This is a genomic window from Citrobacter sp. Res13-Sevr-PEB04-36, assembly GCF_015672735.1.
Taxonomy (GTDB): Bacteria; Pseudomonadota; Gammaproteobacteria; order Enterobacterales; family Enterobacteriaceae; genus Citrobacter.
Window position 1 is genome coordinate 41,554 of sequence record NZ_JADABY010000003.1, and the last position, 23,450, is coordinate 65,003.

Here is a 23,450-nt window from a genome sequence, read left to right on the forward strand (position 1 = left end):
CATGCCTGATGGCGCTACGCTTGTCCGGCCTACAAGACCCGCGCAGCGACGCCGGGGAAGCATTAGAATGGGAACAGCATCGGGATCATCACGATGCACACGGCCATGACAATCACCGTAAACGGCACGCCAATTTTCACAAAGTCGCTAAAGCTGTAGTTGCCCGGTCCCAGCACCAGTGTGTTAACCGGTGAAGATACCGGTGTCATAAAGGCTGCCGATGCCGCCATCGCAATCGCCATCGCAAAAGGATACGGTGAAACCCCCATCGACTTTGCCGCCGCTAACGCAATTGGCGCCATCAGCACCGCCGTCGCGGTATTAGAAATAAATAACCCGATGGTGGCGCACAGTACGAACAGGCAGCCCAGCATCATGTACGGGCCATATCCCCCACCGACATCCATCAATCCCTTCACCACCAGATCGACACCGCCCGTTTTTTGCAGGGCCAGCGCGAAGGGCATCATCCCGACGATCAAAATAATGCTCGGCCAGTGGATGGCTTTATACGCACTTTCGGCATCAATACAGCGGAATTTGCCCATCAGCAGGCAGGCGATAATCGCGGCAACGGTGTTGGGGATTTCATCGGTCAGCATCAACGCAACCATCAGAACCAGGCAGAAAATCGCATGCGGAGCCTGGCTGTGCGCCGGAGATGCTTCACTGACCTCAACGGGCATATTCAGCACCACAAAATCGCGCCCCTTTTTGCCAAGTGCAGAGATCAGTTTCCAGTTACCCACCACCAGAATAATATCCCCCATCAGCAGCGGCTCATTGACGACCGCTCCGGCCAGTGCCGCGCCATCGCGCTTTAATCCGACCACGTTAAGCCCATAGCGTGTACGAAATCCGATTTCCCGCACCGTTTTACCGATCAACTCCGATTCCGGGATCAGAGAAATTTCCGCCATCCCCACATCCAGCGCCTGTTCGGAGAAATATTCACCGCGCAGCACCATCGGCTCCAGCAGTTGTTCACTACAAAACTCTCGCAGATCTACATCAGCGGTGGACATATCAATCAGCAAAACATCGCGGGCACGAAATTCAGAAACCCCATTAACGTCAACAATGACGCGACGAAAACGGCGCCAGCGCTCAACGCCAATGACGTTCGCCCCGTAGCGTTCACGCAGTTTTAAATCATCCAGACGTTGACCAATCATCGGTGAGCCCGGGCGAATAGCCAACCGGCGAGCGCGCCCCGTGAGGCGATATTCTTTAATCAAATCGCGAAAAGTCCGGCGCTTCCATCCATCGCCCTGCTGACCGGCATCATCTCCCTTCAGCATAAAGCGCATCAGCAGCATATAAATAATGCCGAGCACCAGCACAACCAGTCCCAGTGGCGTCACGCTGAAGAAGCTGAAACCGTTAAGCCCTTCGCGAAGGAGTTCACTATTGACGACGAGGTTAGGCGGCGTGGCCACCAGCGTCATCATACCGCTGATCAACCCGGCAAAACTGAGCGGCATCATCAGACGTGAAGGTGAGGTCTGCATACGCATGGAGACGCTTAAGACAACCGGAATAAAGATGGCGACAACGCCGGTAGAACTCATAAATGCGCCGAGTCCGGCGACGGTAATCATCAGCAGCACCAGCATTTTCACTTCGCTGCTGCCGGCCACCTTCACCAGCCAGGCCCCCATCACGGTCGCGACCCCGGTTCGCACCAGGCCGTCGCCAATAATAAACAGGGCGGCTATCAAAATAACGTTAGGATCGCTGAAACCGGAAAAGGCCTCAGAAATGCTCAGTGTTCCACTCAGAACAAAGGCAACAATGACCAGCAAAGCGACCGCATCCATACGCACTCTGCCCGTCGCAAACAAAACCACGGCAATCGCCAGCAATGAGAGAACCCAGATCAATTCACCGTTCACAACATATCCTTGTTAAATGAGAGGGATGGACCGATTCTGCCATAAAAAAGCCCCAACAATCTGGGGCTAAATCATGATCAGGTATTTCTTACAACGACCACATTTCCGTTGGGTTGTTTGGTCACAGAAATATGCTCCAGACTGGTCAGTGAAAAATCGACCTCATCCAGACGCGGCGTGTCTACCGGGGCGTTCACGGCAATGACATGACACCCAGCAGCCAGACCAGAGAGCACTCCGGCTGGTGCATCCTCAACAACGGCACATTCTTGCGGGGCAAGGCCCAGCAGCTGTGCGCCTAACAGATAGGCGTCAGGCTCCGGCTTACCTCTTTTTACCCGCTCGGCAGTAACAAATACTTCCGGGGCTGGCAGACCCGCAACACGATGACGCGCCCGCGCCACCGGCATTGACCCCGAGGTGACGATCGCCCACGGGATCCCGGCCTTATTGAGGTGATTGAGCAGATCAACAGCCCCAGGAAGCGCAACGATCCCTGCGGTCTCCGTTGCCTCTATTTGTTCCAGTCGCGTAAACTCCGCGGCAATCTCCGCCTCTGACTTACCCACCATAAAGTGTCGCAGGGAGGTTATTGCCTGCTTGCCGTGAATAAAGCCCAGCACCTCATCGTGGTCGAGCCCAAAACGATCGGCCCAGTTGCACCATGCTCGTTCTACTGCTGGTAAGGAATCGACAAGCGTTCCATCCAGATCAAACAGAAAGCCTTTGCACTGCACGCTCGCCCCCTCAGGCATTAATGATTTGGTTAATTTCATTCGCGCTCAGGTGATACTGACGCGGGCAGGAGTGCCAGACACTCAACATACGCTGATATTTTTCCCACATCGGCGTCTGGGCGTTAAAGCCATGCGTACCGGCATCAAAATGAGTATAACGCCCTTCCACATTGACCATAAAACGCACGTAACCCAGGAAGCGGGCTTCCGTTGCGGCATCAAAACCCAAAAATGTGACGCGGCGCTCATCAATGGCCTGGGCGTCTTTAAGGTTAGTCCAGGAAACGTGTAATGCGTGATACATCTCCATGATGTCGATAATCGTGCGGCAGGTTTCTTCCGTCAGCTCACCAAACTCACGATCGAGCTCTCGCATCTGCAAGCCATAACCGCGTTCAATAATCGTCTGTAAACGACGATAACGCTCGGCGTTGGTTGGATCGAGCATGGTCATCATTTTGTACTGGTTAGACAAAATAAGACGTTGAGCGTTGGTCATTTCCATTTGGGACTCCTGTATCACTACTGCTGCGATGAAAAAAAAGAAGGCATCTTGTGCCTTCTTTTATATGCGTAATCAGGGGTCAATTACAAATCATCGAGGAAAGTTTTATCCAGTTGTTTGAAGGCACGCTTAAGCGTGTCAGCTAGCGCCTGATAATCCGGCTTCCCTTCTACCGGTGCCAGTGCTTGCCCGGCTTCTTGTAATTTTCCCCGTACTTCATAGAACCAGTTGAGAATCGAGGGCGGCAGCGGCGTAACGGAACGTTTACCTAACCACCACATGCCCTGCATCGGCAGACTGAGCGCAAACAGCGCGGTTGCTACGGCCGGTCCCAGTTGTCCACCCAGCGCGATTTGCCAGCACAGAGTAAAGACAGCGATGGGCGGCATAAAACGAGTCGCGTAACGCGTCATGCGGATCACACGATTCTCAACAAATACTGGCGCCAGGCGCTTTTCCATCGGCCACGTCTTAGCGTAGTGTTGCCCCCGGCGAAACAAACTGAAAAAATTTACGGAGCGATTATCCGGTGTCGACATGGCGGTTACCTCAACTTCACATATAAAATTTAAAAAATTTGTGCAAAACAACAACTGCAAGGGACGTCGTTCAAAACATTTTGTCTTCGATACCCACAATCAGGTATCCTGTGTCGGCCTGTAAGGCCTTTAGTCCAAAATCATTGAGTCGTCAAATTGGCATACAGTATGCCATTGGCTGAAAAATACGCAAAATGACATAGACTCAAAGGTATTTATTCCATCATGCCCAAAAAGACAACGGCGCATGATGTTAATCATAAACGTCGGTGTCATCATGCGCTACGCTCTTTGACTCCATGACGTTTTTTTAGCCACGTATCATAAATAGGTACTTCCATGTCGAGTAAGTTAGTACTGGTTCTGAACTGCGGTAGCTCCTCACTGAAATTTGCCATCATCGATGCAGTAAACGGTGAAGAATACCTTTCTGGTTTAGCCGAATGTTTCCATCTTCCAGAAGCACGTATCAAGTGGAAAATGGACGGCGGTAAACAAGAAGCGGCTTTAGGTGCAGGCGCCGCTCACAGTGAAGCGCTGAACTTCATCGTTAACACTATTCTGGCACAAAAACCGGAATTGTCCGCGCAATTGACTGCGATCGGTCACCGTATCGTACACGGCGGCGAGAAGTATACCAGCTCCGTGGTTATCGATGATTCCGTTATTCAGGGCATCAAAGATTCTGCCTCTTTCGCACCGCTGCACAACCCGGCTCACCTGATCGGTATTGCAGAAGCGCTGAAATCCTTCCCTAATCTGAAAGACAAAAACGTGGCCGTATTTGACACCGCGTTCCATCAGACTATGCCGGAAGAATCTTACCTCTACGCTCTGCCGTACAGCCTGTACAGAGAGCACGGTGTTCGTCGCTATGGCGCACACGGCACCAGCCACTTCTTCGTCACTCAAGAAGCAGCAAAAATGCTGAACAAACCGGTTGATGAACTGAACATCATCACTTGCCACCTGGGCAACGGTGGTTCTGTGTCTGCTATCCGTAACGGTAAATGTGTTGATACCTCTATGGGGCTGACCCCGCTGGAAGGTCTGGTGATGGGTACGCGTTCCGGTGACATCGACCCGGCGATTATCTTCCACCTTCACGACACCCTGGGCATGAGCGTTGACCAGATCAACAAAATGCTGACCAAAGAGTCTGGTCTGCTGGGTCTGACCGAAGTCACCAGCGACTGCCGCTATGTTGAAGACAACTACGAGACCAAAGAAGACGCTAAACGTGCAATGGACGTTTACTGCCACCGTCTGGCGAAATACATCGGTTCTTACACTGCACTGATGGACGGTCGTCTGGATGCCGTCGTCTTCACCGGTGGTATCGGTGAAAACGCCGCGATGGTTCGTGAACTGTCTCTGGGCAAACTGGGCGTTCTGGGCTTTGAAGTTGACCACGAACGTAACCTGGCCGCGCGTTTCGGCAAATCTGGTTTCATCAACAAAGAAGGTACCCGTCCTGCGGTGGTTATCCCAACCAACGAAGAACTGGTTATCGCGCAAGACGCGAGCCGTCTGACTGCCTGATTTCACACCGCCAGCCTAGCTGGCGGTGCTGTTTTGTAACCCGCCTGATGTCGGCGGTAACGAAAGAGGATAAACCGTGTCCCGTATTATTATGCTGATCCCTACCGGAACCAGCGTCGGTCTGACCAGCGTCAGTCTTGGCGTGATCCGTGCAATGGAACGTAAAGGCGTAAGTCTGAGCGTCTTTAAGCCGATCGCTCAACCGCGTGCTGGTGGCGATGCGCCAGACCAGACTACCGCGATTGTCCGCGCAAACTCGTCTCTGCCAGCCGCTGAGCCGCTGAAGATGAGCCACGTTGAATCTCTGCTCTCCAGCAATCAGAAAGATGTGCTGATGGAAGAGATCATCGCGAACTACCACGCGAACACCAAAGATGCAGAAGTGGTGCTGGTTGAAGGCCTGGTCCCAACCCGTAAGCACCAGTTCGCTCAGTCTCTGAACTACGAAATTGCGAAAACGCTGAACGCGGAAATCGTCTTCGTAATGTCTCAGGGCACTGACACCCCGGAACAGCTGAACGAGCGTATTGAACTGACTCGCAGCAGCTTCGGCGGCGCTAAAAACACCAACATCACCGGCGTAATCGTTAATAAACTGAACGCACCGGTTGATGAACAAGGCCGTACTCGCCCGGATCTGTCTGAGATTTTTGACGACTCTTCCAAAGCGAAAGTGGTTAAAGTTGACCCGGCTAAACTGCAAGAATCCAGCCCGCTGCCGGTTCTGGGCGCGGTGCCGTGGAGCTTTGATCTGATCGCCACTCGTGCAATCGATATGGCGCGTCACCTGAACGCCACCATCGTTAACGAAGGCGATATCAATACCCGTCGCGTGAAGTCTGTGACTTTCTGCGCACGCAGCATTCCGCACATGCTCGAACACTTCCGTGCTGGTTCTCTGCTGGTGACATCTGCCGATCGTCCTGACGTGCTGGTTGCAGCATGCCTGGCGGCAATGAACGGCGTAGAAATCGGCGCCCTGCTGCTGACTGGCGGCTACGAAATGGACGCGCGCATCACCAAACTGTGCGAACGCGCATTTGAAACTGGCCTGCCAGTATTCATGGTGAACACCAATACCTGGCAGACCTCTCTGAGCCTGCAGAGCTTCAACCTGGAAGTCCCGGTTGACGATCACGAGCGCATTGAGAAAGTTCAGGAATACGTGGCTAACTACATCAACGCTGATTGGGTTGAATCCCTGACCGCGACCTCTGAGCGCAGCCGTCGTCTGTCTCCGCCAGCGTTCCGCTACCAGCTGACCGAGCTGGCGCGTAAAGCAGGCAAACGCGTAGTTCTGCCAGAAGGCGACGAACCGCGTACTGTTAAAGCGGCAGCCATCTGTGCTGAACGCGGTATCGCGACCTGCGTCCTGCTGGGTAACCCGGATGAAATCACCCGCGTTGCGGCGTCTCAGGGCGTTGAACTGGGCGCTGGCGTAGAAATCGTTGACCCGGATGTGGTTCGCGAAAGCTATGTGGCTCGCCTGGTCGAACTGCGTAAAAACAAAGGTATGACCGAAACCGTTGCCCGCGAACAGCTGGAAGATAACGTGGTTCTCGGCACCCTGATGCTGGAACAGGACGACGTTGATGGCCTGGTTTCCGGTGCCGTTCACACCACCGCAAACACCATTCGTCCGCCGCTGCAGCTGATCAAAACAGCACCGGGCAGCTCTCTGGTGTCTTCCGTGTTCTTCATGCTGCTACCGGATCAGGTTTACGTTTACGGCGACTGCGCGATCAACCCGGATCCGACTGCAGAACAGCTGGCGGAAATTGCTATCCAGTCTGCTGATTCCGCGATTGCCTTCGGTATCGAACCACGCGTGGCGATGCTCTCCTACTCCACCGGCACCTCTGGTGCAGGTAGTGATGTAGAGAAAGTGCGCGAAGCAACGCGTCTGGCTCAGGAAAAACGTCCTGACCTGATGATCGATGGCCCGCTGCAGTACGATGCCGCCGTTATGGCTGACGTTGCGAAATCCAAAGCACCGAACTCTCCGGTTGCAGGTCGCGCTACCGTGTTCATCTTCCCGGATCTGAACACCGGTAACACCACCTACAAAGCGGTACAGCGTTCTGCCGACCTGATCTCCATTGGGCCGATGCTGCAGGGTATGCGCAAGCCGGTGAACGACCTATCTCGTGGCGCGCTGGTAGACGATATCGTCTACACCATCGCACTGACCGCGATCCAGTCTTCCCAGCAGCAGCAGTAATCTGCCGGGTGTGCCGGATGCACTTATCCGGCAACACCTTTGCTTATCAAACCGGAAATAGCTGATATTTCCGGTTTTTTTGTATCTTTTTTTCCTCGTGGCATATTCTGAAACATTTACCAGGATGCGCTGCATCAATGAATAACTATTCTCCTGTTTGCATACTTACCCTCTTTTGCATTGCAACAGGGATAGTCTTTCATGTCAGCAGTAACAGAATCACGGCCAGCCAGAAAATGGGCGATGCCCGACACGCTGGTCATTATTTTTTTCGTCGCCATTTTAACCAGCCTGGCGACCTGGGTCGTTCCCGTCGGGATGTTCGACAGCCAGGAAGTGCAGTATCAGGTTGATGGGCAAACCAAAACCCGTAAGGTGGTCGATCCCCACTCTTTTCGTATTCTGACCAACGATGCCGGAGAAGAGCAGTATCATCGGGTGAAATTTTTTACCACTGGCGATGAAAGCCCCGGGTTGATGAACTTTCCGTTCGAGGGATTAACCTCCGGCTCTAAATTCGGTACTGCCGTTGGCATCATTATGTTTATGCTGGTGATTGGCGGCGCGTTTGGCATCGTTATGCGCACCGGAACCATTGATAACGGCATCCTGGCACTGATCCGCCATACCCGGGGTAACGAGGTCTTGTTCATCCCGGTACTGTTTATTCTCTTCTCATTGGGCGGCGCGGTATTTGGTATGGGGGAAGAGGCGGTCGCCTTTGCCATTATCATCGCCCCGCTAATGGTGCGCTTAGGCTACGACAGCATTACCACCGTGCTGGTAACCTACATTGCCACCCAAATAGGCTTTGCCAGTTCATGGATGAATCCGTTCTGTGTGGTTGTCGCACAGGGCATTGCGGGCGTCCCGGTGCTCTCCGGCTCCGGTTTACGTATCGTGGTGTGGGTTATTGCTACGATGATTGGCCTGACTTTTACGCTGGCCTACGCTTCACGCATCAAGAAAAACCCCCTGCTGTCCCGCGTTCATGAATCAGACCGTTTTTTCCGCGAACAACAGGACGAGGTGGTAGAGCGACGCTTCACGCTGGGTGACTGGCTGGTACTTTTCGTACTCACTGCGGTAATGATCTGGGTGGTCTGGGGTGTTATCGTCAACGCATGGTTCATTCCTGAAATCGCCAGCCAGTTCTTCACCATGGGTTTGGTGATTGGCATTATCGGCGTCATCTTCCGGCTCAACGGGATGACGGTCAACATCATGGCGTCCTCATTTACTGAGGGCGCACGCATGATGATTGCCCCTGCCCTGCTGGTCGGTTTTGCCAAGGGGATATTACTGCTGGTTGGTAATGGAGAGGCAGGCGATGCGAGTGTGCTGAATACCCTGCTGCACAGCATCGCCAACGGCATTAGCGGCCTGGACAATGCCATCGCGGCATGGTTTATGCTGCTGTTCCAGGCAGTATTTAATTTCTTTGTCACTTCCGGTTCGGGTCAGGCCGCACTGACCATGCCACTGTTAGCACCGCTGGGCGATCTGGTCGGCGTAAATCGTCAGGTGACCGTGCTGGCCTTCCAGTTTGGCGACGGATTCAGCCACATTATCTATCCAACATCAGCATCATTAATGGCGACGTTAGGCGTTTGCCGGGTAGACTTCCGCAACTGGCTGAAGGTAGGAGCCACGCTGCTGGGCCTGCTGTTTATTATGTCCAGCGTAGTGGTGATTGGTGCGCAAATAATGGGTTATCACTAATTTTAACAATGCCGGATGGCGATGCAAACACATCACCATCCGGCAACTATACACAGCGTTAAAATAAAGATTTCGCTGCGTCAACGATCGCCTTAGCGGTAAGTCCATATTCCTCTTGTAAGAAATCCTGCGTACCCACCTGACCGTAGCGCTCCTTCACCCCCACTCGACGCATGGGTACCGGGCAGTTTTCTACCAACACTTCTGCCACCGCTGAGCCCAGTCCGTTATGGATACTGTGGTTTTCGCAGGTGACAATACGCCCGGTTTTCTCGGCGTAGTTTTTTACCAGCATTCGGTCGATAGGCTTTAGGGTAAACATATCAATCACCGCCGCGCTAACTCCTTCCTGTTCCAACTGACGTGCCGCTTCCAGCGCTTCCGCCACCATAATGCCGTTAGCAATCAGCGTAATATCTTCGCCTTCGCGCAGTACGTTCCCCTTGCCGATGGTAAACGTTGAGCCCGGCGCATACACGCTCGGCGCCTGTTTACGAATCGTACGTACCCAGTAGAAACCATCAAGATCGACAAGCTGGCGCAGAATATCATCGAACATCACCGCATCGGTCACCTCCAGCACCACCGAGTTCGCCAGACCGCGCACAATACCCATATCTTCAAATGACATATGGGTTCCGCCATTATGGCAAGCGGTAACTCCGGCATCCGAGGCGATCACTTTGACGTTGTTGCGCTGATAATCCAGCGACATAAAGAGCTGGTCAAAGCAGCGACGGCTGGCAAAAGCGGTAAAGGTATGAACAAACGGTTTGCGTCCGGCCAAGGCCAGCCCGGCCGCGGTGCCAATCACGTTTGCCTCCATAATGCCGCAGTTGATCACGTGCTGCGGATACTTCCGCGCCACGCCGTCCATCGCCATTGAGCTCATCAGGTCCGCTTCCAGGGCAATAATTGGGCTGCCTGCTTCAACCTGTTGCGTGATGAATCCGGCGTACACCTTACGCATCTCCACGCTATCTTTTTGTCCTGCGGGTGCAACCTTAATCATGTGCGGCCTCCAGTTGGCGAATCGTCTCGTTCAGCGCCGTTTTCATTTCATCCGTCAGGCGCAGGTGGTGGTTATTACTGAGCTGCTCGAGATACGGCACACCCTGCCCTTTAATGCTGTCGAGGATCACCACTCGCGGGAGTGCATCTTCAGGCGGGATCGGTTGAACTGCCGCCAATAATGCGGAAATGTCATCACCTTTAACGGTAACGGCATCAAAACCAAAAGCACGGAATTTATCTTCCAGATTGAAAGCGCAGATAATTTCGTCCAGCTTGCCGTCAAGCTGTAGCTTGTTCCAGTCAACAAACACGGTCAGATTATTCAGACGATGATGAGCAATAAACTGAAAGGCTTCCCAGCACTGGCCTTCATTCAACTCGCCATCACCTACGATACAGAATACGCGATTCGTGCGTCCCGCCAGCTTATGCGACAACGCCATACCGCCAGCGATAGAAATTCCCTGCCCCAGCGATCCGGTAGTCGCATCCACACCGCGTGTTTTCAGGCGGTCCGGATGACTCGGCAGACGCGTACCGTTATGGTTGAGCGTGCTGAGCTCTTCTATTGGAAAATAGCCCTTGATGGCTAACGTACTGTACAGCGCCGGCCCAGCATGGCCTTTCGACAGCACAAAATAATCGCGCTCCGGCCAGTCTGGATCGGCGGGGTCAATTTTCATCACTGCGCCATAGAGCACCGCCAGCGTTTCCACCACCGACATGCTGCCGCCATAGTGACCGAATCCCAGGTTCGTCAGCGACTTAAGGGTTGCAACGCGAATATCGCGCGCCAGTTGGGTCACTTCTTTCGTATTCATGATTTGGCTCCACTGTTCTCCTGCGCGCTACCGCCCGCAGATTTCTTTTTCGCAAAGATGTTGTACGCCACCAACACAGCGAACAACGCTACGACAAGACCCGTAATGGCAAACGGCGACATGTAGCGCGCCAGGTTATCAAGCACAATACCTACCGCGCCGAAATCGGCATCAGAGAAAGTGGTATTGGCAAAACCAATCGCCCCGAGTACCGGTAGCAGCAGCACTGGCAGGAAGGTAATCAGCAGGCCGTTAGCAAAAGCGCCAATCATCGCGCCACGACGCCCGCCGGTGGCATTACCGAACACCCCGGCAGTCGCTCCGGTAAAAAAGTGCGGCACCACGCCAGGTAGAATCAGCACCCACTTAAATTGCCCACAGAGGAACAGCCCGACCAGACCACCGAGGAAACTAAACAGGAAGCCAATCAGCACCGCATTAGGCGCGTAAGGATAAACAACTGGACAATCCAGCGCAGGACGCGCATTTGGCACCAGCTTTTCCGAGAAGCCAGTAAAAGCCGGGACGATTTCCGCCAGAATCAGACGTACCCCTTGTAGGATAATGAATACCCCAGCGGCGAAAGTAATCGCCATAATGATGGCATATACCAGATAGTTCTGGCCGCCGCTGTAGGTGCTTTCAACATACTCACGCCCCGCACTCACTGCCATAATCAGGTAGATGATCATCATGGTCAGCGAGATGGATATTGAGCTATCGCGTAGGAAACTCAGATTCTTTGGCAGATTCATCTCTTCAGTCGAGCGTGAACCTTTACCGCAGACGCTGCCAATCCAGCCTGAGAGTACATAGCCCAGCGTGCCAAAATGGCCGAAGGCGATATCATCAGTACCGGTAATCCGCTTCATATAGCGCTGCGCCAGCGCCGGAAAGAACGCCATCACCAGGCCGAGGATCAGCGAGCCGGTGAACACCAGCCCGACGCCTTCGAAGCCTGCCACAGTGAGAATCACGCCGATCATACAAGCCATGTAGAAGGTGTGATGCCCGGTCAGGAAGATGTATTTCAGGCGCGTAAAGCGGGCAACCAAAATATTCGCCACCATGCCAAACGCCATAATCAACGCGGTCGAAGCACCATATTTTTCCAGAGCAATAGAAACAATCGCCTCGTTATTAGGAATAATCCCCTGAATATTAAAGGCGTGTTCAAACATTCCCCCTAGCGGGTTTAGCGAGCCAACTAATACCGTCGCACCGCCGCCCAGAACAATAAAACCCAGAATAGTTTTTATGGTTCCTTTCATCACATCGGAAAATGATTTTTTTTGCGCCACCAGACCAATTAATGCAATTAATCCCACCAGCACCGAGGGCACTTTAAGAATATCAACAACAAAATTCAGCGTTTCAAGGATAAACATATCCGCCTCGCTATAAAGAGTTATTGTTTGGCGAACCACGCGCGCAACTGCGCTTCGAGTTCATTAATGTCGATGATGTTGGTGATCACCACCAGCTGGCTTTCCGGCACGCTGGCACTGGCGGCAATATCTTTTGCCATCACAAATAAATCTGCCGCGCCTGGCGTTGCCGATGAGAGATCGGAGTGCTCCACTTCAGCCTCAATTCCAAGCTTTTTAAGCACTTTTTTAATATTCATCTCAACCATAAAACTACTGCCCAGGCCTGAACCACAAATTGCCATAATTTTCATTATTATCACCTTTTTAGGTAGAGTACGTCCGCATCACGCTGGTAAGTGATGTGTTATAAATCGGGTTGTCGAATTAACTCAGAATCGTGCGACTATCGTTTTTATCTCCTCGAGAGTTTTCGCCTGATGTAATTTATCCATATCTTCATCACTGGAAAATAATTCAGCCAGCGCGGAGATCATTTCGATATGGCTGTGCTTATCCGGGGCTGCAAGCATAATAATAATATCTACCGGGTCGAACTCTCGAGAACCAAACGACACTCCCTGTTCCAGCTTCAGTAGCGATAAACCTAAGCCTTTCGCCCCCTCCTCCGGACGCGCATGCGGCATTGCCAATCCCGGCGCCAGCACATAATACGGCCCCAGTCTATGGTGCTGCTCGACGATCGCCGTCACATACTCAGGCGCGATAACGCCAGACTCAAGCAACGGCCTGGCGCAGATTTCAAGTGCCTGTGGCCAGGTTTCAACTCCCTTCTGAAGCGTAATGGTTGCATCAGAGATCCATGTTGTGAGCATTTTATCCCTCGTTATCAGCAAAAGATGAGCAAACTTTATTCAAGCTGACCATAGTTAACTGCGAGAAAGATCACAAAGATAGCGCTACCAACAGATAACATTCAAATTTGTGATAGCGCTATCAATTCATCATCATCTTATGAAAACGCAAAAAAAGTAGGCATTTAAGGCGTATACTCCCTGACACGTGAAGTGATGGATGATGATAAAAGCGTCTGTTCAACAGGATTGTGTATGTCTCTAACCCGAAAACGGCGTAGTACCGGTAAAGTGACGATCGCCGATGTTGCTCAGCTTGCTGGGGTGGGCACGATGACCGTCTCACGCGCACTGCGCACACCGGAGCAAGTTTCCGATAAATTGCGTGAAAAAATTGAAGCGGCGGTGCAGGAACTGGGATATATGCCCAACCTTGCCGCCAGCGCGCTGGCCTCTGCCTCCTCAAGAACCATAGCGATGGTAGTGCCAAATCTTGCCGAGTCAGGATGCTCTGCGATGTTTGCCGGACTTCAGCAAGTCTTACAACCTGCAGGCTATCAAATCATGCTCGCGGAATCGCAACACAGGCCGGAGCAGGAAGAAAAGCTGCTGGAAACGCTGCTGGCATCCAATATTGCTGCGGCTATTTTGCTCAGCGCCGAGCATACCGATACCGTACGCCACTGGCTCACGAATGCCTCCATTCCGGTGATGGAAATGGGAGCAATACGCACCGACCCGCTGGATATGAATATTGGAATCGACAACGTTGCTGCGATGTTTGAACTCACCGAACTGCTCATTAAACGCGGCTACCAGAATATTGGCTTGCTATGCGCAAATCAGGAGCAGTGGATTTTTAAACAGCATCTACAGGGCTGGTACAAGGCAATGCTGCGGTATCATTTGTCGCCAAACAGGGTGATTAATGCTGCGCTTCCACCAAATTTTTCTACTGGTAGCTCGCAGTTGCCCGAGTTTTTACTGGCCTGGCCAGAACTGGACGCATTGGTTTGTGTCTCAGATGAGTTAGCCTGTGGAGTATTGTATGAATGCCAGCGTCGGCGCATCAAAGTGCCTGACGATCTGGCCGTCGTGGGATTTGGCGACAGCGATGTGAGCAGAGTTTGCCAGCCTCCTTTAACGACCATGGCTGTTCCACATCGTAAAATTGGTGTTGAAGCAGGGCGCGCGTTGTTGGAACGACTAAATGACGGCGGCTGGTGCGATCGGAAGCCGATCGCCTCCAGCCTGTGCTTACGCGAAAGTTGCTGAAGTTTACTCAGCCTCTTCCTGTTTTTCGGCTTTCGCACTTTCATTCTTGGCGTTGCGGGTCATCCACAGCGCCAGCGCTTTCAGCGAGTCTGGGGTGAACTCATCACAGCGCGCGGTAATTTCTTCCGGCGTTAGCCAGCAGACTTCGCTAATTTCTTCTTCCTGCAGCGCGAACGGACCATGGGAAACGCAGCTAAACAGCCCACCCCATACTCGGCAGTGTTGATCTTCAAAATAAAACTGACCGTGTTCAGCAAACGGTACGCCCGCAATGCCCAACTCTTCTTCCGCTTCGCGGCGGGCGGATTCAAGCATTTGCTCATCCGCCTGAACGACGCCACCCGCGGTGGCATCCAGCATGCCGGGCAAAAAATCTTTCGTCTCGGTGCGGCGCTGAACCAGAATTTTGCCCATACCATCATGTACGACAATATACGTTGCACGATGACGTAGGCGTTGCGCCCGCATTTGTTCCCGGCTGGACTGTGCGATGACTTCGTTGTCTTCATTCACAATATCCACCCATTCCGTACTTGCCAAACGACGCTGTTCCACCATCAGGAAACCTTCTTTTTTCTAGCGCTCTTACGGCGCGTTTACGTTTGTGGGGTAAATTACGGATTAATCTCGACCTGCGCAATGATACTTTGATCATTGAGTGCCATTACGCTGAGAACATTATCATCCAGAATCCCGTAACTTGCCGTAAAACCCCCTTTCGGAATACTGACCGAGCCGGGGTTAAAGTGATAAATATCGCCACGCTTCTCGGCAACCGGTAGATGCGTATGCCCATAAATCAGCACATCACCAGCGTTAAGCGCCGGACAATTTTCCGGGCCATAAAGATGTCCATGCGTCAAAAAGAGCCGCTGATTCTCCGTCAGAACCTGCTGCCATGGCGCAGTTATTGGAAAATGCAGGAGCATCTGATCCACTTCGCTATCGCAATTGCCGCGCACCGCAATAATACGTGACGCCAGCGCGTTCAAGCGGTCGGCAACCTCCGCTGGCGCATAGCCTTCTGGCAACGCATTACGCGGCCCGTGGTTTAAAACATCACCCAATATCACCAGCCATCGCGCCCCACTTTGGGTAAACAACTCAAGCACGCGATCTGTGGCTGGCAACGACCCATGAATGTCCGATGCGAACATCAGTTTCATCACTCACTCCTCGTCGTAAAATACCCTTTAATGATACTGGATTATCGCTCGATTATCAGCAGGAACGCTTCGCTGAAAGCGCGATAAAACGTTGTACCGAAGCCCGCTGCCACTGGAAGGTAGCGTAGTCGGTTAACGCCTGTGGAACGTCATCTCCGTTTAGCACCAGACGATTAAGCATTAGCGCTAAATCACAATCGGCGATACACCATTCGCCAAATAAATTTTGTTTTCCGTGGGCAAGCAAACTGCCCGCCATGGAGAACAGTTTTTCCGCGCTGGCTTTACCTGCTTCACTCAACGGACCTTTCTTCACTCCGGCAAACACGACATCCGTGGAACGCTCTTCGCGAATAGGCATCAGGTCGCTGCGGATCCAGGCCTGAACCTGGCGGGCACGCGCGCGTTTTTGCACATCGTGCGGGTAGATGCGTTCCCACTGCGGCGGCGCGAATGTCTCCTCCAGGAACTCGGCAATCGCCGATGATTCGCTCAATTCAAAACCGTCAATCTCAAGAACCGGTACGCGACGCGTCAGCGCATATCCTTGCCAGGCGGGTTGTAAATGCTCGCCCGCGCTGAGATCAACGGTTTTCAGCGTAAAAGGCAGCCCTTTCTCCTGCAGCGCCACGTAAACGGATAACACATAGGGAGAGAAAAAGTTGGCATCTGACCACAGCGTAATTGCAGGTTTGCTCATAATGACCTCGGGATTGGATTGGCTTGCTTTCAAAATATAGAGTCTTTCTCACCCTGTCACTTGATGAAAACTCACGCACGCCAACAGGCTCTATACTTGTTATGACCCGGTTCATGACAAAACGGATGCTGAAAATGATCGACCTCTATTACACGCCATCGCCCAACGGTCACAAAATCACGTTGTTTCTCGAAGAGGCGCAGCTGCAATACCGTCTGATTCATGTTGATATCAGCAAAGGAAGCCAGTTTCATCCGGATTTCCTGCAGATCTCGCCGAACAATAAAATCCCGGCCATGATCGACAGCTCCCCGGAAGACGGTGGTAAGCCGCTTAGCCTGTTTGAATCGGGCGAAATTTTACTCTACCTGGCGGAGAAGAGCGGTAAACTGCTCAGCGGCGAATTGCGTGAACGTCACACCACGTTGCAGTGGTTGTTCTGGCAGGTTAGCGGCCTGGGCCCCATGCTGGGCCAGAATCATCATTTTAATCACGTCGCCCCACAGACCATCCCTTACGCCATTGAGCGCTATCAAGTTGAAGCTCAGCGGCTGTACAACGTGATGAACAAACGTCTGGAAGTGTCCCCGTGGCTGGGTGGGGATCGCTACAGCATTGCCGATATTGCCTGCTGGCCGTGGATCCATGCTCATCAGCGTCAGCGCATCAACCTCGATACCTATCCGGCGGTTAATAACTGGTACGAACGCATTCGTACGCGTCCCGCCACGGAGCGTGCGCTGCAGCACACGCCGAGTGAGAACAGGTAACGTAATTTGATTCTCGTGTATCATGCAGAGGTTCATACATGGAGGAAACCTGCAATGTCACAACCTGACGCAATCATTCGTATAAAAAACCTTCGTCTGCGCACGTTTATTGGCATCAAAGAAGAGGAGATCCTGAACCGTCAGGATATCGTCATTAACATCGCCATCCACTATCCGGCAGACAAAGCCCGCTCCAGTGAAGATATCAACGATGCGTTGAATTATCGCACCATCACCAAGAGCATTATTCAACACGTCGAGAGTAACCGCTTCCCATTATTAGAAAAATTAACCCAGGATGTGCTCGATATCGCACGCGAACATCGCTGGGTCACTTATGCTGAAGTAGAGATCGATAAACTTCACGCATTGCGTTACGCCGACTCCGTTTCCATGATGCTGAGCTGGCAGCGATAATAACCACCCGGGAGGCGATATGCAGATTCTGATTACCGGCGGTACTGGCCTGATTGGACGCCATCTGATACCCCGTCTACTGGAGCTGGGACATCAGATAAGCGTTGTTACACGCACCCCTGATAAAGCCCGCCAGATTCTGGACTCCCGGGTTACGCTGTGGAAAGGGCTGGAAGACAGGCCTAATCTCAATGGAATCGACGCTATTGTAAACCTTGCCGGAGAGCCGATCGCCGATAAACGCTGGACGGCAGAGCAAAAGGAGCGTCTGTGCCAAAGCCGTTGGGGTATCACCCAAAAACTGGTCAATTTAATCAACACCAGCGATACGCCTCCGGCGGTGTTCATCTCCGGCTCTGCTGCAGGATACTACGGGGACTTAGGTGAGGTCGTCGTCACGGAAGAAGAACCGCCGCACAATGAATTTACCCATAAACTGTGCGCCCGGTGGGAACAAATCGCCTGCGATGCGCAAAGCGACAACACGCGCGTATGCCTGCTGCGCACCGGTGTCGTGCTGGCGCATGCTGGCGGGATCCTGGGAAAAATGGTCCCACCGTTTCGACTTGGTCTGGGAGGACCCATCGGCAACGGACGTCAGTATCTGGCCTGGATCCATATTGATGATATGGTCAACGCAATCATCTGGCTGTTGGATAACGATTTGCGCGGTCCGTTCAATATGGTCTCGCCGTACCCGGTGCGTAACGAGCAATTTGCCCATGCGCTGGGCCATGTTCTGAATCGCCCAGCCATCTTACGCGTTCCTGCAACCGCAATGCGCTTGCTGATGGGCGAGTCTTCGGTGCTGGTCCTCGGCGGTCAGCGTGCGTTACCTAAACGGCTGGAAGCTTCTGGTTTTGCGTTTCGCTGGTATGACTTAGAGGAAGCGTTAGCCGACGTCATCCGATAAACCCGAATACTGTTCACTGTCGCCATTACGGTGGTAAGGTTAGAGACCTGACTTCTGTAATGGCGAATTTATGGCGATAATTACCACCCCGCGACTTATCCTCTCCCCGTTTCAACCGACTGACTGGCCGTTTTTCCTGCGGCTACGCGAAAGCCCGGACATTATGCGTTTTATGGGCACTATCTCCCCGATAAAAGAGACACGCCTGCTGTTCGCCCGACGTCTTAATGCGCCACACACTTTCATCATCCGCCAACATCATGACGCGACTCCGCTCGGTGATATTGGCTTGCAAATTAGTCATCACTATCCGCAAGAAGCCGATATTGGCTATTGCATCATCCCACACGCTCAGGGAAAAGGGATTGCCAGCGAGGCGGTGCGCGCAGTGTGCGACTATGCCTTTCAGCACACCAGCGTAACGGCGATAAACGCCTGGGTGCTGGCGGACAACAAAGGTTCCGTACGCATACTGGAAAAGACCGGCTTTGTGCGCACCCAGGTGCTTGAGCAAGCCTATGAAGTGAATGGTGTGCGTTATGACGACTGGGGTTATCGTCTGGAGTACGGTGAGCCGAAGGCCCGGTAAGCGACAGACACACTACCGGGCAATCAAGCGCTTATTTCAGCGATCCTTTAAGGAACTGCTGTAAACGTGGACTTTGCGGATTACCAAAGACCTGCTCCGGATTACCTTCTTCTTCAATTTTCCCCTGGTGCAGGAAAATCACGTGCGTGGAGACATGACGAGCAAATCCCATTTCGTGGGTGACGACCACCATGGTTTTTCCCTCTTCGGCCAGCTGTTGCATAATGCGCAACACTTCCCCCACCAGCTCAGGGTCAAGTGCTGACGTCGGTTCATCAAACAGCAGGACCTCTGGTTCCATTGCCAACGCGCGCGCAATGGAGACTCGCTGCTGCTGACCACCGGACAAATGCACCGGATATTTACCCTGAGCGCGTTCATCAATCCCCACTTTAGCCAGATATTTCACCGCACGCTCGCGGGCTTCCTGCTTGTTCAGCCCTAATACCTGAATCGGCGCTTCCATGACGTTTTCCAGCACCGTCATGTGGCTCCACAGATTAAAGTGTTGAAAGACCATGGTCAGGCGCGTACGCAGCAGGCGCAGCTGATTTTTGTCCGCCACCTTAAGCTTACCATCCTTGTCACGGACCAGGCCAATGTTCTGACCGCTGACCACAATCGACCCGGCGCTCGGTTTTTCAAGAAAGTTAATACAGCGCAGAAAAGTACTTTTGCCAGAGCCTGACGAGCCGATAATACTGATCACATCGCCCGCATTGGCCTGCAGCGATACCCCTTTCAGCACTTCATGTTCGCCGTAGTGCTTGTGTAAATCGATAACGTTTAATTTATTCTCAGACATCATGTTCTCAGTGCGTCGAAGGTTTTACATGCTGCAACCAGCGTTTTTCCGCTTTACGGAACAGACTGATCAGGACATACGAAATCATCAAATACAGCACGGCGGCAATACCGAAGGCGGTAAACGGCTGGTAGGTCGCCGAGTTGATATCACGGGCAATTTTCAACAAATCCGGCACCGTGGCCGTAAAGGCCAGCGCCGTAGAGTGCAGCATTAAAATAACCTCATTGCTGTACGCAGGCAGCGCAATACGCAATGCGGAGGGCAAAATAATGCAGCGATACATCTTAAATGAAGAAAAACCGTAAGCGCGCGCGGCTTCAATCTCACCGTGAGGCACCGAACGAATCGCCCCGGCAAAGATCTCGGTGGTATAGGCGCAGGTATTCAGCGTTAATGCCAGCACGGTGCAATTCAGCCCGCTGCGGAAAAATGCGTTGAGGAGATCCGTCCCTTTCACAATCTCCAGCGTGTACATCCCGGAATAAAACACCAGTAGCTGAACGTAAAGCGGCGTGCCACGGAAAATATAGGTAAATAGCCAGATGGGGAACTGGATAAATTTATTGCTGGATACGCGACCAATCGCCAGAAACAGCGCCAGAATGCCGCCCATCACTACGGATGAGATCAGCAACCACAGGGTGATCGCTACGCCGGTAAAGCGATAACCGTCGGTCCACAGCAGGGATTTCCAGTACTCCTGAATAATCTCAATCACAGGTCAGCCCTCTTCACACCCACGGAGTAGCGGCGCTCAAGGTACAGCAGCACACCATTAGACACGGTGGTAAACACCAGATAGATGACCCCGCACACCACGGCAAAATAGAACGGCTCCCAGGTACTCTTCCCGGCAAGCTGCGTCGCTTTCACCACGTCTTCCAGTCCGAGCAGCGAAACCAGTGCCGTCGCCTTCAAAATGACCTGCCAGTTATTGCCAATCCCCGGCAGCGCGTAGCGCATCATCGCCGGGAACATAATCCGGCGAAAAATCTGCGAAGAGGTAAACCCAAACGCCGTCGCCGCTTCAATATGGCCTTTGGGAACCGCCATAAACGCGCCACGGAACGTTTCGGTAAAATAGGCCCCATAGATAAAACCGAGCGTGATAATCCCCGCCACCATCGGATCAATATCAATCTGGCTGATACCGACCGCGTCAGTGACAGCGTTAAGAGCAATTTGTAATCCGTAGAAAATAAGCAACATTAAGACGAGATCGGGTACCCCGCGAATCAACGTCGTGTACCCTTCGAAAATCAGCGCCATTGCCCGGCTTTGCGAAAGCTTAGCTCCCGCGCCGACAAGGCCTATCAGAACCGCCAGTACCACTGAACTGAGAGCCAGCTCAAGCGTCACGATTGCGCCCTGTAAAATAACACCTGAAAAGCCATACAACATGCTGCCTGTCCCGTCGTGTGTGGTGAAGTAAGAAGCCTCTTTTGATTTCAGACAAACTGTTAAATGCCGGATGGCGGCGTTGCCTTATCCGGCCTACAAAATCGCTGTAGGCCTGATAAGCGCAGCGCCATCAGGCATAAATTCAACACGTCAAAAATCTACGGGCTTTATCAGCACCAGCGGTAATTAACCGCCATAAACATCAAAATCAAAGTACTTCTTCGCCAGCTTCTCGTAAGTCCCGTCAGCGCGCATTTCTGCGAACGCTTTATTCAGTGCTTCGCGCAGTTCATTATCTTCTTTGCGCAGCCCCATACCGGTACCCACTCCGAACAATTTCTCGTCTTTCACAGACGGGCCGCCGAATTTGTAATCTTTGCCTACCGGCTGCTTCAGGAAACCTTCGCTGGCCGCGACTTCATCCTGGAACGCAGCGTCAATACGCCCGGCCGTCAGGTCAGAATAGATATTGTCCTGCCCCTGGTAGGAGACAATTTCAATACCTTTCGGCGCCCAGTGTTCGTTGCCGAACGTTTCCTGCGTGGTGCCTTGCAGCACACCGACACGTTTACCTTTCAGCGACTCAATGGTTGGCTGGATAGCAGAATCTTTCGCAACCACCAGACGAGAGTCTGCTGCATAAAGCTTGTCGGTAAAGGCAATTTCCTGCTGACGTTTTTCAGTGATTGAAAGCGAAGACATAATGGCGTCAATTTTCTTCGCTTTTAACGAAGGGATCAGCGCATCCAGCGGGTTTTCAACAAAGGTACATTGTGTATTAATGCGTTTACAGAGTTCTTTCGCCAGATCGATGTCAAAACCTACCAATTCACCCTGTGCATTTTTCGATTCAAACGGGGCATAAGTGGGATCGGTGCCGATACGCACTTTTTGCGGAATAGCGGCAAATGCTGCGGTAGCACTGGAGAAAGCCAGAACCAGAGAAAGAGATAACACCAGTTTTTTCATAACTATCCTCAACAGACTGTCTTTTATAGGGGATCTTTACAGGACCAGGTGCAGTTATCGTGCCATTAATCAGGCCGACAAGGCAAAGCATTCTACCCTGTCAGCGGTATTTTTTTGCATGAAAAGCGCTTAAGTATGCAATCATGCTCATTATGTCAGCGATAAAAGCACCAAAACAGTGCGCTGCTTACATCATGCACCGTAATCGTTCCCCGTTACGGTGTAATCGATTCCCATATTGGCGTATCAGTCGCCGTAGACATTAAAGGTAAAGTACTTTTTCGCCATTTTGTCGTAGGTACCATCCTGACGCAGTTCGCCGAGCGCTTTATCAAAGGCCGCTTTCAGCTCTGCGTCATCTTTGCGTAAGCCAATCCCGGTTCCGTCACCAAAGTACTTTTTGTCTTTTACCGAAGGACCCGCAAAATCGTAGTCCTTACCCGCAGGCTGTTTCAGGAACCCTTCGCTGGCCGCAACTTCATCCTGCAACGCGGCATCCAGACGTCCTGCCGTCAGGTCAGAATAGATAAGATCCTGGTTCGCATAGGCCACCACATCTACGCCTTTGCTGCGCCAGGTATCATTAGCATAGGCCTCCTGAGTTGAGCCTTGCAGTACGCCAACATGTTTTCCCTTCAGCGAATCAAGGGTCGGTTGGATCGGGGACCCCTTCGCAGCAATCAGACGTGAGTCTGCGGCGTAAAGTTTGTCTGAGAACGCGATTTCTTGCTGGCGCTTTTCGGTAATAGACAGCGAGGAGATAATGGCATCGATTTTCTTCGCTTTCAGAGAGGGGATCAGCGCATCAAAGTCACTGGCAACCCAGGTACATTTGATCTGCATACGCTTACACATCTCATTACCGAGATCGATATCAAACCCGATAAAATCACCCTTAGCATCTTTAGAGGAAAAAGGGGCGTAGGTGGTATCTGTACCAATACGAACTGTCTGCGGAAGTGCTGCGTAGCTGGCCGCGGTGGCGGAAAGTCCTACCAGCAAAGACAAAGCAAGTACCGTCTTCTTCATACATAACCCTCAAGTGGCATAATTTTATTATGTTTTACGTTGTGTTGTGTGTTTGCAGACTTTTTCATGCAGGTCTTATGCCATTTTCGCGTCGATGAGGATATTCGACGTTAAATATGTTAATAAAACGTTGCAATATTGTCCTGATTTTGAAGATAGCAGGTATGACGGTTGAACCGCAGCGTTTCGTTGAGTTTTAACGAATTAAATGTTGAGGATATGATCGCGGTTACAA

At 52.2% G+C, this 23,450-nt stretch carries 25 protein-coding genes; 8 read left to right on the forward strand and 17 right to left on the reverse strand.

Translation table 11 applies throughout. From position 1 onward, the window contains the following. Positions 1-62: 62 nt before the first annotated feature. The 4 genes from IMQ48_RS00275 to yfbV all read right to left on the reverse strand — a co-directional run bounded on the left by IMQ48_RS00275 (position 63) and on the right by yfbV (position 3,676). A complete protein-coding gene (locus tag IMQ48_RS00275; RefSeq protein WP_196207443.1) occupies positions 63-1,895 on the reverse strand; it encodes an SLC13 family permease in 1,833 nt (610 codons plus the stop codon). Between the two features lie 77 nt (positions 1,896-1,972). Continuing rightward, a complete protein-coding gene (locus IMQ48_RS00280; RefSeq protein WP_196207494.1) occupies positions 1,973-2,650 on the reverse strand; it encodes a sugar phosphatase in 678 nt (225 codons plus the stop codon). Continuing rightward, the gene (locus IMQ48_RS00285; protein ID WP_196207444.1) at positions 2,643-3,137 is read right to left on the reverse strand and encodes a YfbU family protein; all 495 of its coding nucleotides are present in this window, start codon (positions 3,135-3,137) and stop codon (positions 2,643-2,645) included. The genes IMQ48_RS00280 and IMQ48_RS00285 overlap by 8 nt, the downstream gene beginning before the upstream one ends. A gap of 83 nt (positions 3,138-3,220) precedes the next feature. Continuing rightward, positions 3,221-3,676, reverse strand: a complete 456-nt coding sequence (gene yfbV, locus IMQ48_RS00290; protein ID WP_045445597.1) for a terminus macrodomain insulation protein YfbV — start codon at positions 3,674-3,676, stop codon at positions 3,221-3,223. A gap of 339 nt (positions 3,677-4,015) precedes the next feature. Here yfbV and ackA point away from each other — a divergent pair, with 339 nt between their 5' ends. The 3 genes from ackA to yfcC all read left to right on the forward strand — a co-directional run bounded on the left by ackA (position 4,016) and on the right by yfcC (position 9,161). Then, positions 4,016-5,218: an acetate kinase gene (gene ackA / locus IMQ48_RS00295; RefSeq protein WP_181518017.1), complete on the forward strand. Its 1,203-nt coding sequence runs from the start codon at positions 4,016-4,018 to the stop codon at positions 5,216-5,218. 76 nt (positions 5,219-5,294) lie between these two features. Further along, positions 5,295-7,439 (forward strand): phosphate acetyltransferase, encoded by a 2,145-nt coding sequence (gene pta / locus IMQ48_RS00300; protein ID WP_196207445.1) that lies wholly within the window; start codon positions 5,295-5,297, stop codon positions 7,437-7,439. Between the two features lie 201 nt (positions 7,440-7,640). Further along, positions 7,641-9,161, forward strand: a complete 1,521-nt coding sequence (yfcC, locus tag IMQ48_RS00305; protein WP_196207446.1) for a putative basic amino acid antiporter YfcC — start codon at positions 7,641-7,643, stop codon at positions 9,159-9,161. Between the two features lie 58 nt (positions 9,162-9,219). Here yfcC and IMQ48_RS00310 read toward each other — a convergent pair whose 3' ends face one another. The 5 genes from IMQ48_RS00310 to IMQ48_RS00330 form a co-directional block, all read right to left on the reverse strand. Continuing rightward, positions 9,220-10,173 (reverse strand): transketolase family protein, encoded by a 954-nt coding sequence (locus IMQ48_RS00310; protein WP_196207447.1) that lies wholly within the window; start codon positions 10,171-10,173, stop codon positions 9,220-9,222. Then, complete coding sequence (locus tag IMQ48_RS00315; RefSeq protein ID WP_196207448.1) at positions 10,166-10,996, reverse strand: transketolase; 831 nt, start codon at positions 10,994-10,996, stop codon at positions 10,166-10,168. The genes IMQ48_RS00310 and IMQ48_RS00315 overlap by 8 nt, the downstream gene beginning before the upstream one ends. After that, positions 10,993-12,384, reverse strand: coding sequence for a PTS ascorbate transporter subunit IIC (locus IMQ48_RS00320; RefSeq protein ID WP_196207449.1), 1,392 nt, complete (start codon positions 12,382-12,384; stop codon positions 10,993-10,995). The genes IMQ48_RS00315 and IMQ48_RS00320 overlap by 4 nt, the downstream gene beginning before the upstream one ends. A gap of 20 nt (positions 12,385-12,404) precedes the next feature. Next, positions 12,405-12,677: a PTS sugar transporter subunit IIB gene (locus IMQ48_RS00325; RefSeq protein ID WP_196207450.1), complete on the reverse strand. Its 273-nt coding sequence runs from the start codon at positions 12,675-12,677 to the stop codon at positions 12,405-12,407. Positions 12,678-12,755: 78 nt separating this feature from the next. Next, positions 12,756-13,199 (reverse strand): PTS sugar transporter subunit IIA, encoded by a 444-nt coding sequence (locus IMQ48_RS00330; RefSeq protein ID WP_196207451.1) that lies wholly within the window; start codon positions 13,197-13,199, stop codon positions 12,756-12,758. A 234-nt stretch (positions 13,200-13,433) separates the two neighbouring features. Between IMQ48_RS00330 and IMQ48_RS00335 the strand changes: the two genes are divergently transcribed. After that, on the forward strand, positions 13,434-14,453 hold the full coding sequence (locus IMQ48_RS00335) for a LacI family DNA-binding transcriptional regulator (protein ID WP_196207452.1): 1,020 nt from the start codon (positions 13,434-13,436) through the stop codon (positions 14,451-14,453). Positions 14,454-14,456: 3 nt separating this feature from the next. Here the strand turns inward: IMQ48_RS00335 and yfcD are convergent, their stop codons facing one another. The 3 genes from yfcD to yfcF are packed head-to-tail and all read right to left on the reverse strand — an operon-like array spanning position 14,457 to position 16,319. After that, positions 14,457-15,011, reverse strand: a complete 555-nt coding sequence (yfcD, locus tag IMQ48_RS00340) for an NUDIX hydrolase YfcD (RefSeq protein ID WP_196207453.1) — start codon at positions 15,009-15,011, stop codon at positions 14,457-14,459. A 56-nt stretch (positions 15,012-15,067) separates the two neighbouring features. Then, positions 15,068-15,619 carry a phosphodiesterase gene (yfcE, locus tag IMQ48_RS00345; protein ID WP_196207454.1) on the reverse strand — a complete coding sequence of 184 codons (552 nt, stop codon included), beginning with the start codon at positions 15,617-15,619 and terminating at the stop codon, positions 15,068-15,070. A 55-nt stretch (positions 15,620-15,674) separates the two neighbouring features. Then, on the reverse strand, positions 15,675-16,319 hold the full coding sequence (gene yfcF, locus IMQ48_RS00350; protein WP_196207455.1) for a glutathione transferase: 645 nt from the start codon (positions 16,317-16,319) through the stop codon (positions 15,675-15,677). Positions 16,320-16,453: 134 nt separating this feature from the next. Between yfcF and yfcG the strand changes: the two genes are divergently transcribed. The 4 genes from yfcG to IMQ48_RS00370 all read left to right on the forward strand — a co-directional run bounded on the left by yfcG (position 16,454) and on the right by IMQ48_RS00370 (position 19,008). Next, on the forward strand, positions 16,454-17,089 hold the full coding sequence (gene yfcG / locus IMQ48_RS00355) for a GSH-dependent disulfide bond oxidoreductase (RefSeq protein WP_196207456.1): 636 nt from the start codon (positions 16,454-16,456) through the stop codon (positions 17,087-17,089). 54 nt (positions 17,090-17,143) lie between these two features. Further along, complete coding sequence (folX, locus tag IMQ48_RS00360; protein WP_196207457.1) at positions 17,144-17,506, forward strand: dihydroneopterin triphosphate 2'-epimerase; 363 nt, start codon at positions 17,144-17,146, stop codon at positions 17,504-17,506. 19 nt (positions 17,507-17,525) lie between these two features. Next, a complete protein-coding gene (locus IMQ48_RS00365; protein ID WP_196207458.1) occupies positions 17,526-18,419 on the forward strand; it encodes a TIGR01777 family oxidoreductase in 894 nt (297 codons plus the stop codon). 70 nt (positions 18,420-18,489) lie between these two features. Next, complete coding sequence (locus IMQ48_RS00370) at positions 18,490-19,008, forward strand: GNAT family N-acetyltransferase (RefSeq protein ID WP_196207459.1); 519 nt, start codon at positions 18,490-18,492, stop codon at positions 19,006-19,008. A 31-nt stretch (positions 19,009-19,039) separates the two neighbouring features. Here the strand turns inward: IMQ48_RS00370 and hisP are convergent, their stop codons facing one another. From hisP to argT, 5 genes are all read right to left on the reverse strand, one after another. Beyond that, on the reverse strand, positions 19,040-19,813 hold the full coding sequence (hisP, locus tag IMQ48_RS00375; protein WP_196207460.1) for a histidine ABC transporter ATP-binding protein HisP: 774 nt from the start codon (positions 19,811-19,813) through the stop codon (positions 19,040-19,042). Between the two features lie 7 nt (positions 19,814-19,820). Beyond that, on the reverse strand, positions 19,821-20,534 hold the full coding sequence (hisM, locus tag IMQ48_RS00380) for a histidine ABC transporter permease HisM (protein ID WP_096756354.1): 714 nt from the start codon (positions 20,532-20,534) through the stop codon (positions 19,821-19,823). Then, entirely contained in the window at positions 20,531-21,217 is a 687-nt protein-coding gene (locus tag IMQ48_RS00385; protein WP_196207461.1) for a histidine ABC transporter permease HisQ, read from the reverse strand. The genes hisM and IMQ48_RS00385 overlap by 4 nt, the downstream gene beginning before the upstream one ends. Positions 21,218-21,403: 186 nt before the next feature. Beyond that, positions 21,404-22,186, reverse strand: coding sequence for a histidine ABC transporter substrate-binding protein HisJ (hisJ, locus tag IMQ48_RS00390; protein ID WP_196207462.1), 783 nt, complete (start codon positions 22,184-22,186; stop codon positions 21,404-21,406). Between the two features lie 246 nt (positions 22,187-22,432). After that, entirely contained in the window at positions 22,433-23,215 is a 783-nt protein-coding gene (gene argT / locus IMQ48_RS00395; protein WP_196207463.1) for a lysine/arginine/ornithine ABC transporter substrate-binding protein ArgT, read from the reverse strand. Positions 23,216-23,450 lie beyond the last annotated feature (235 nt).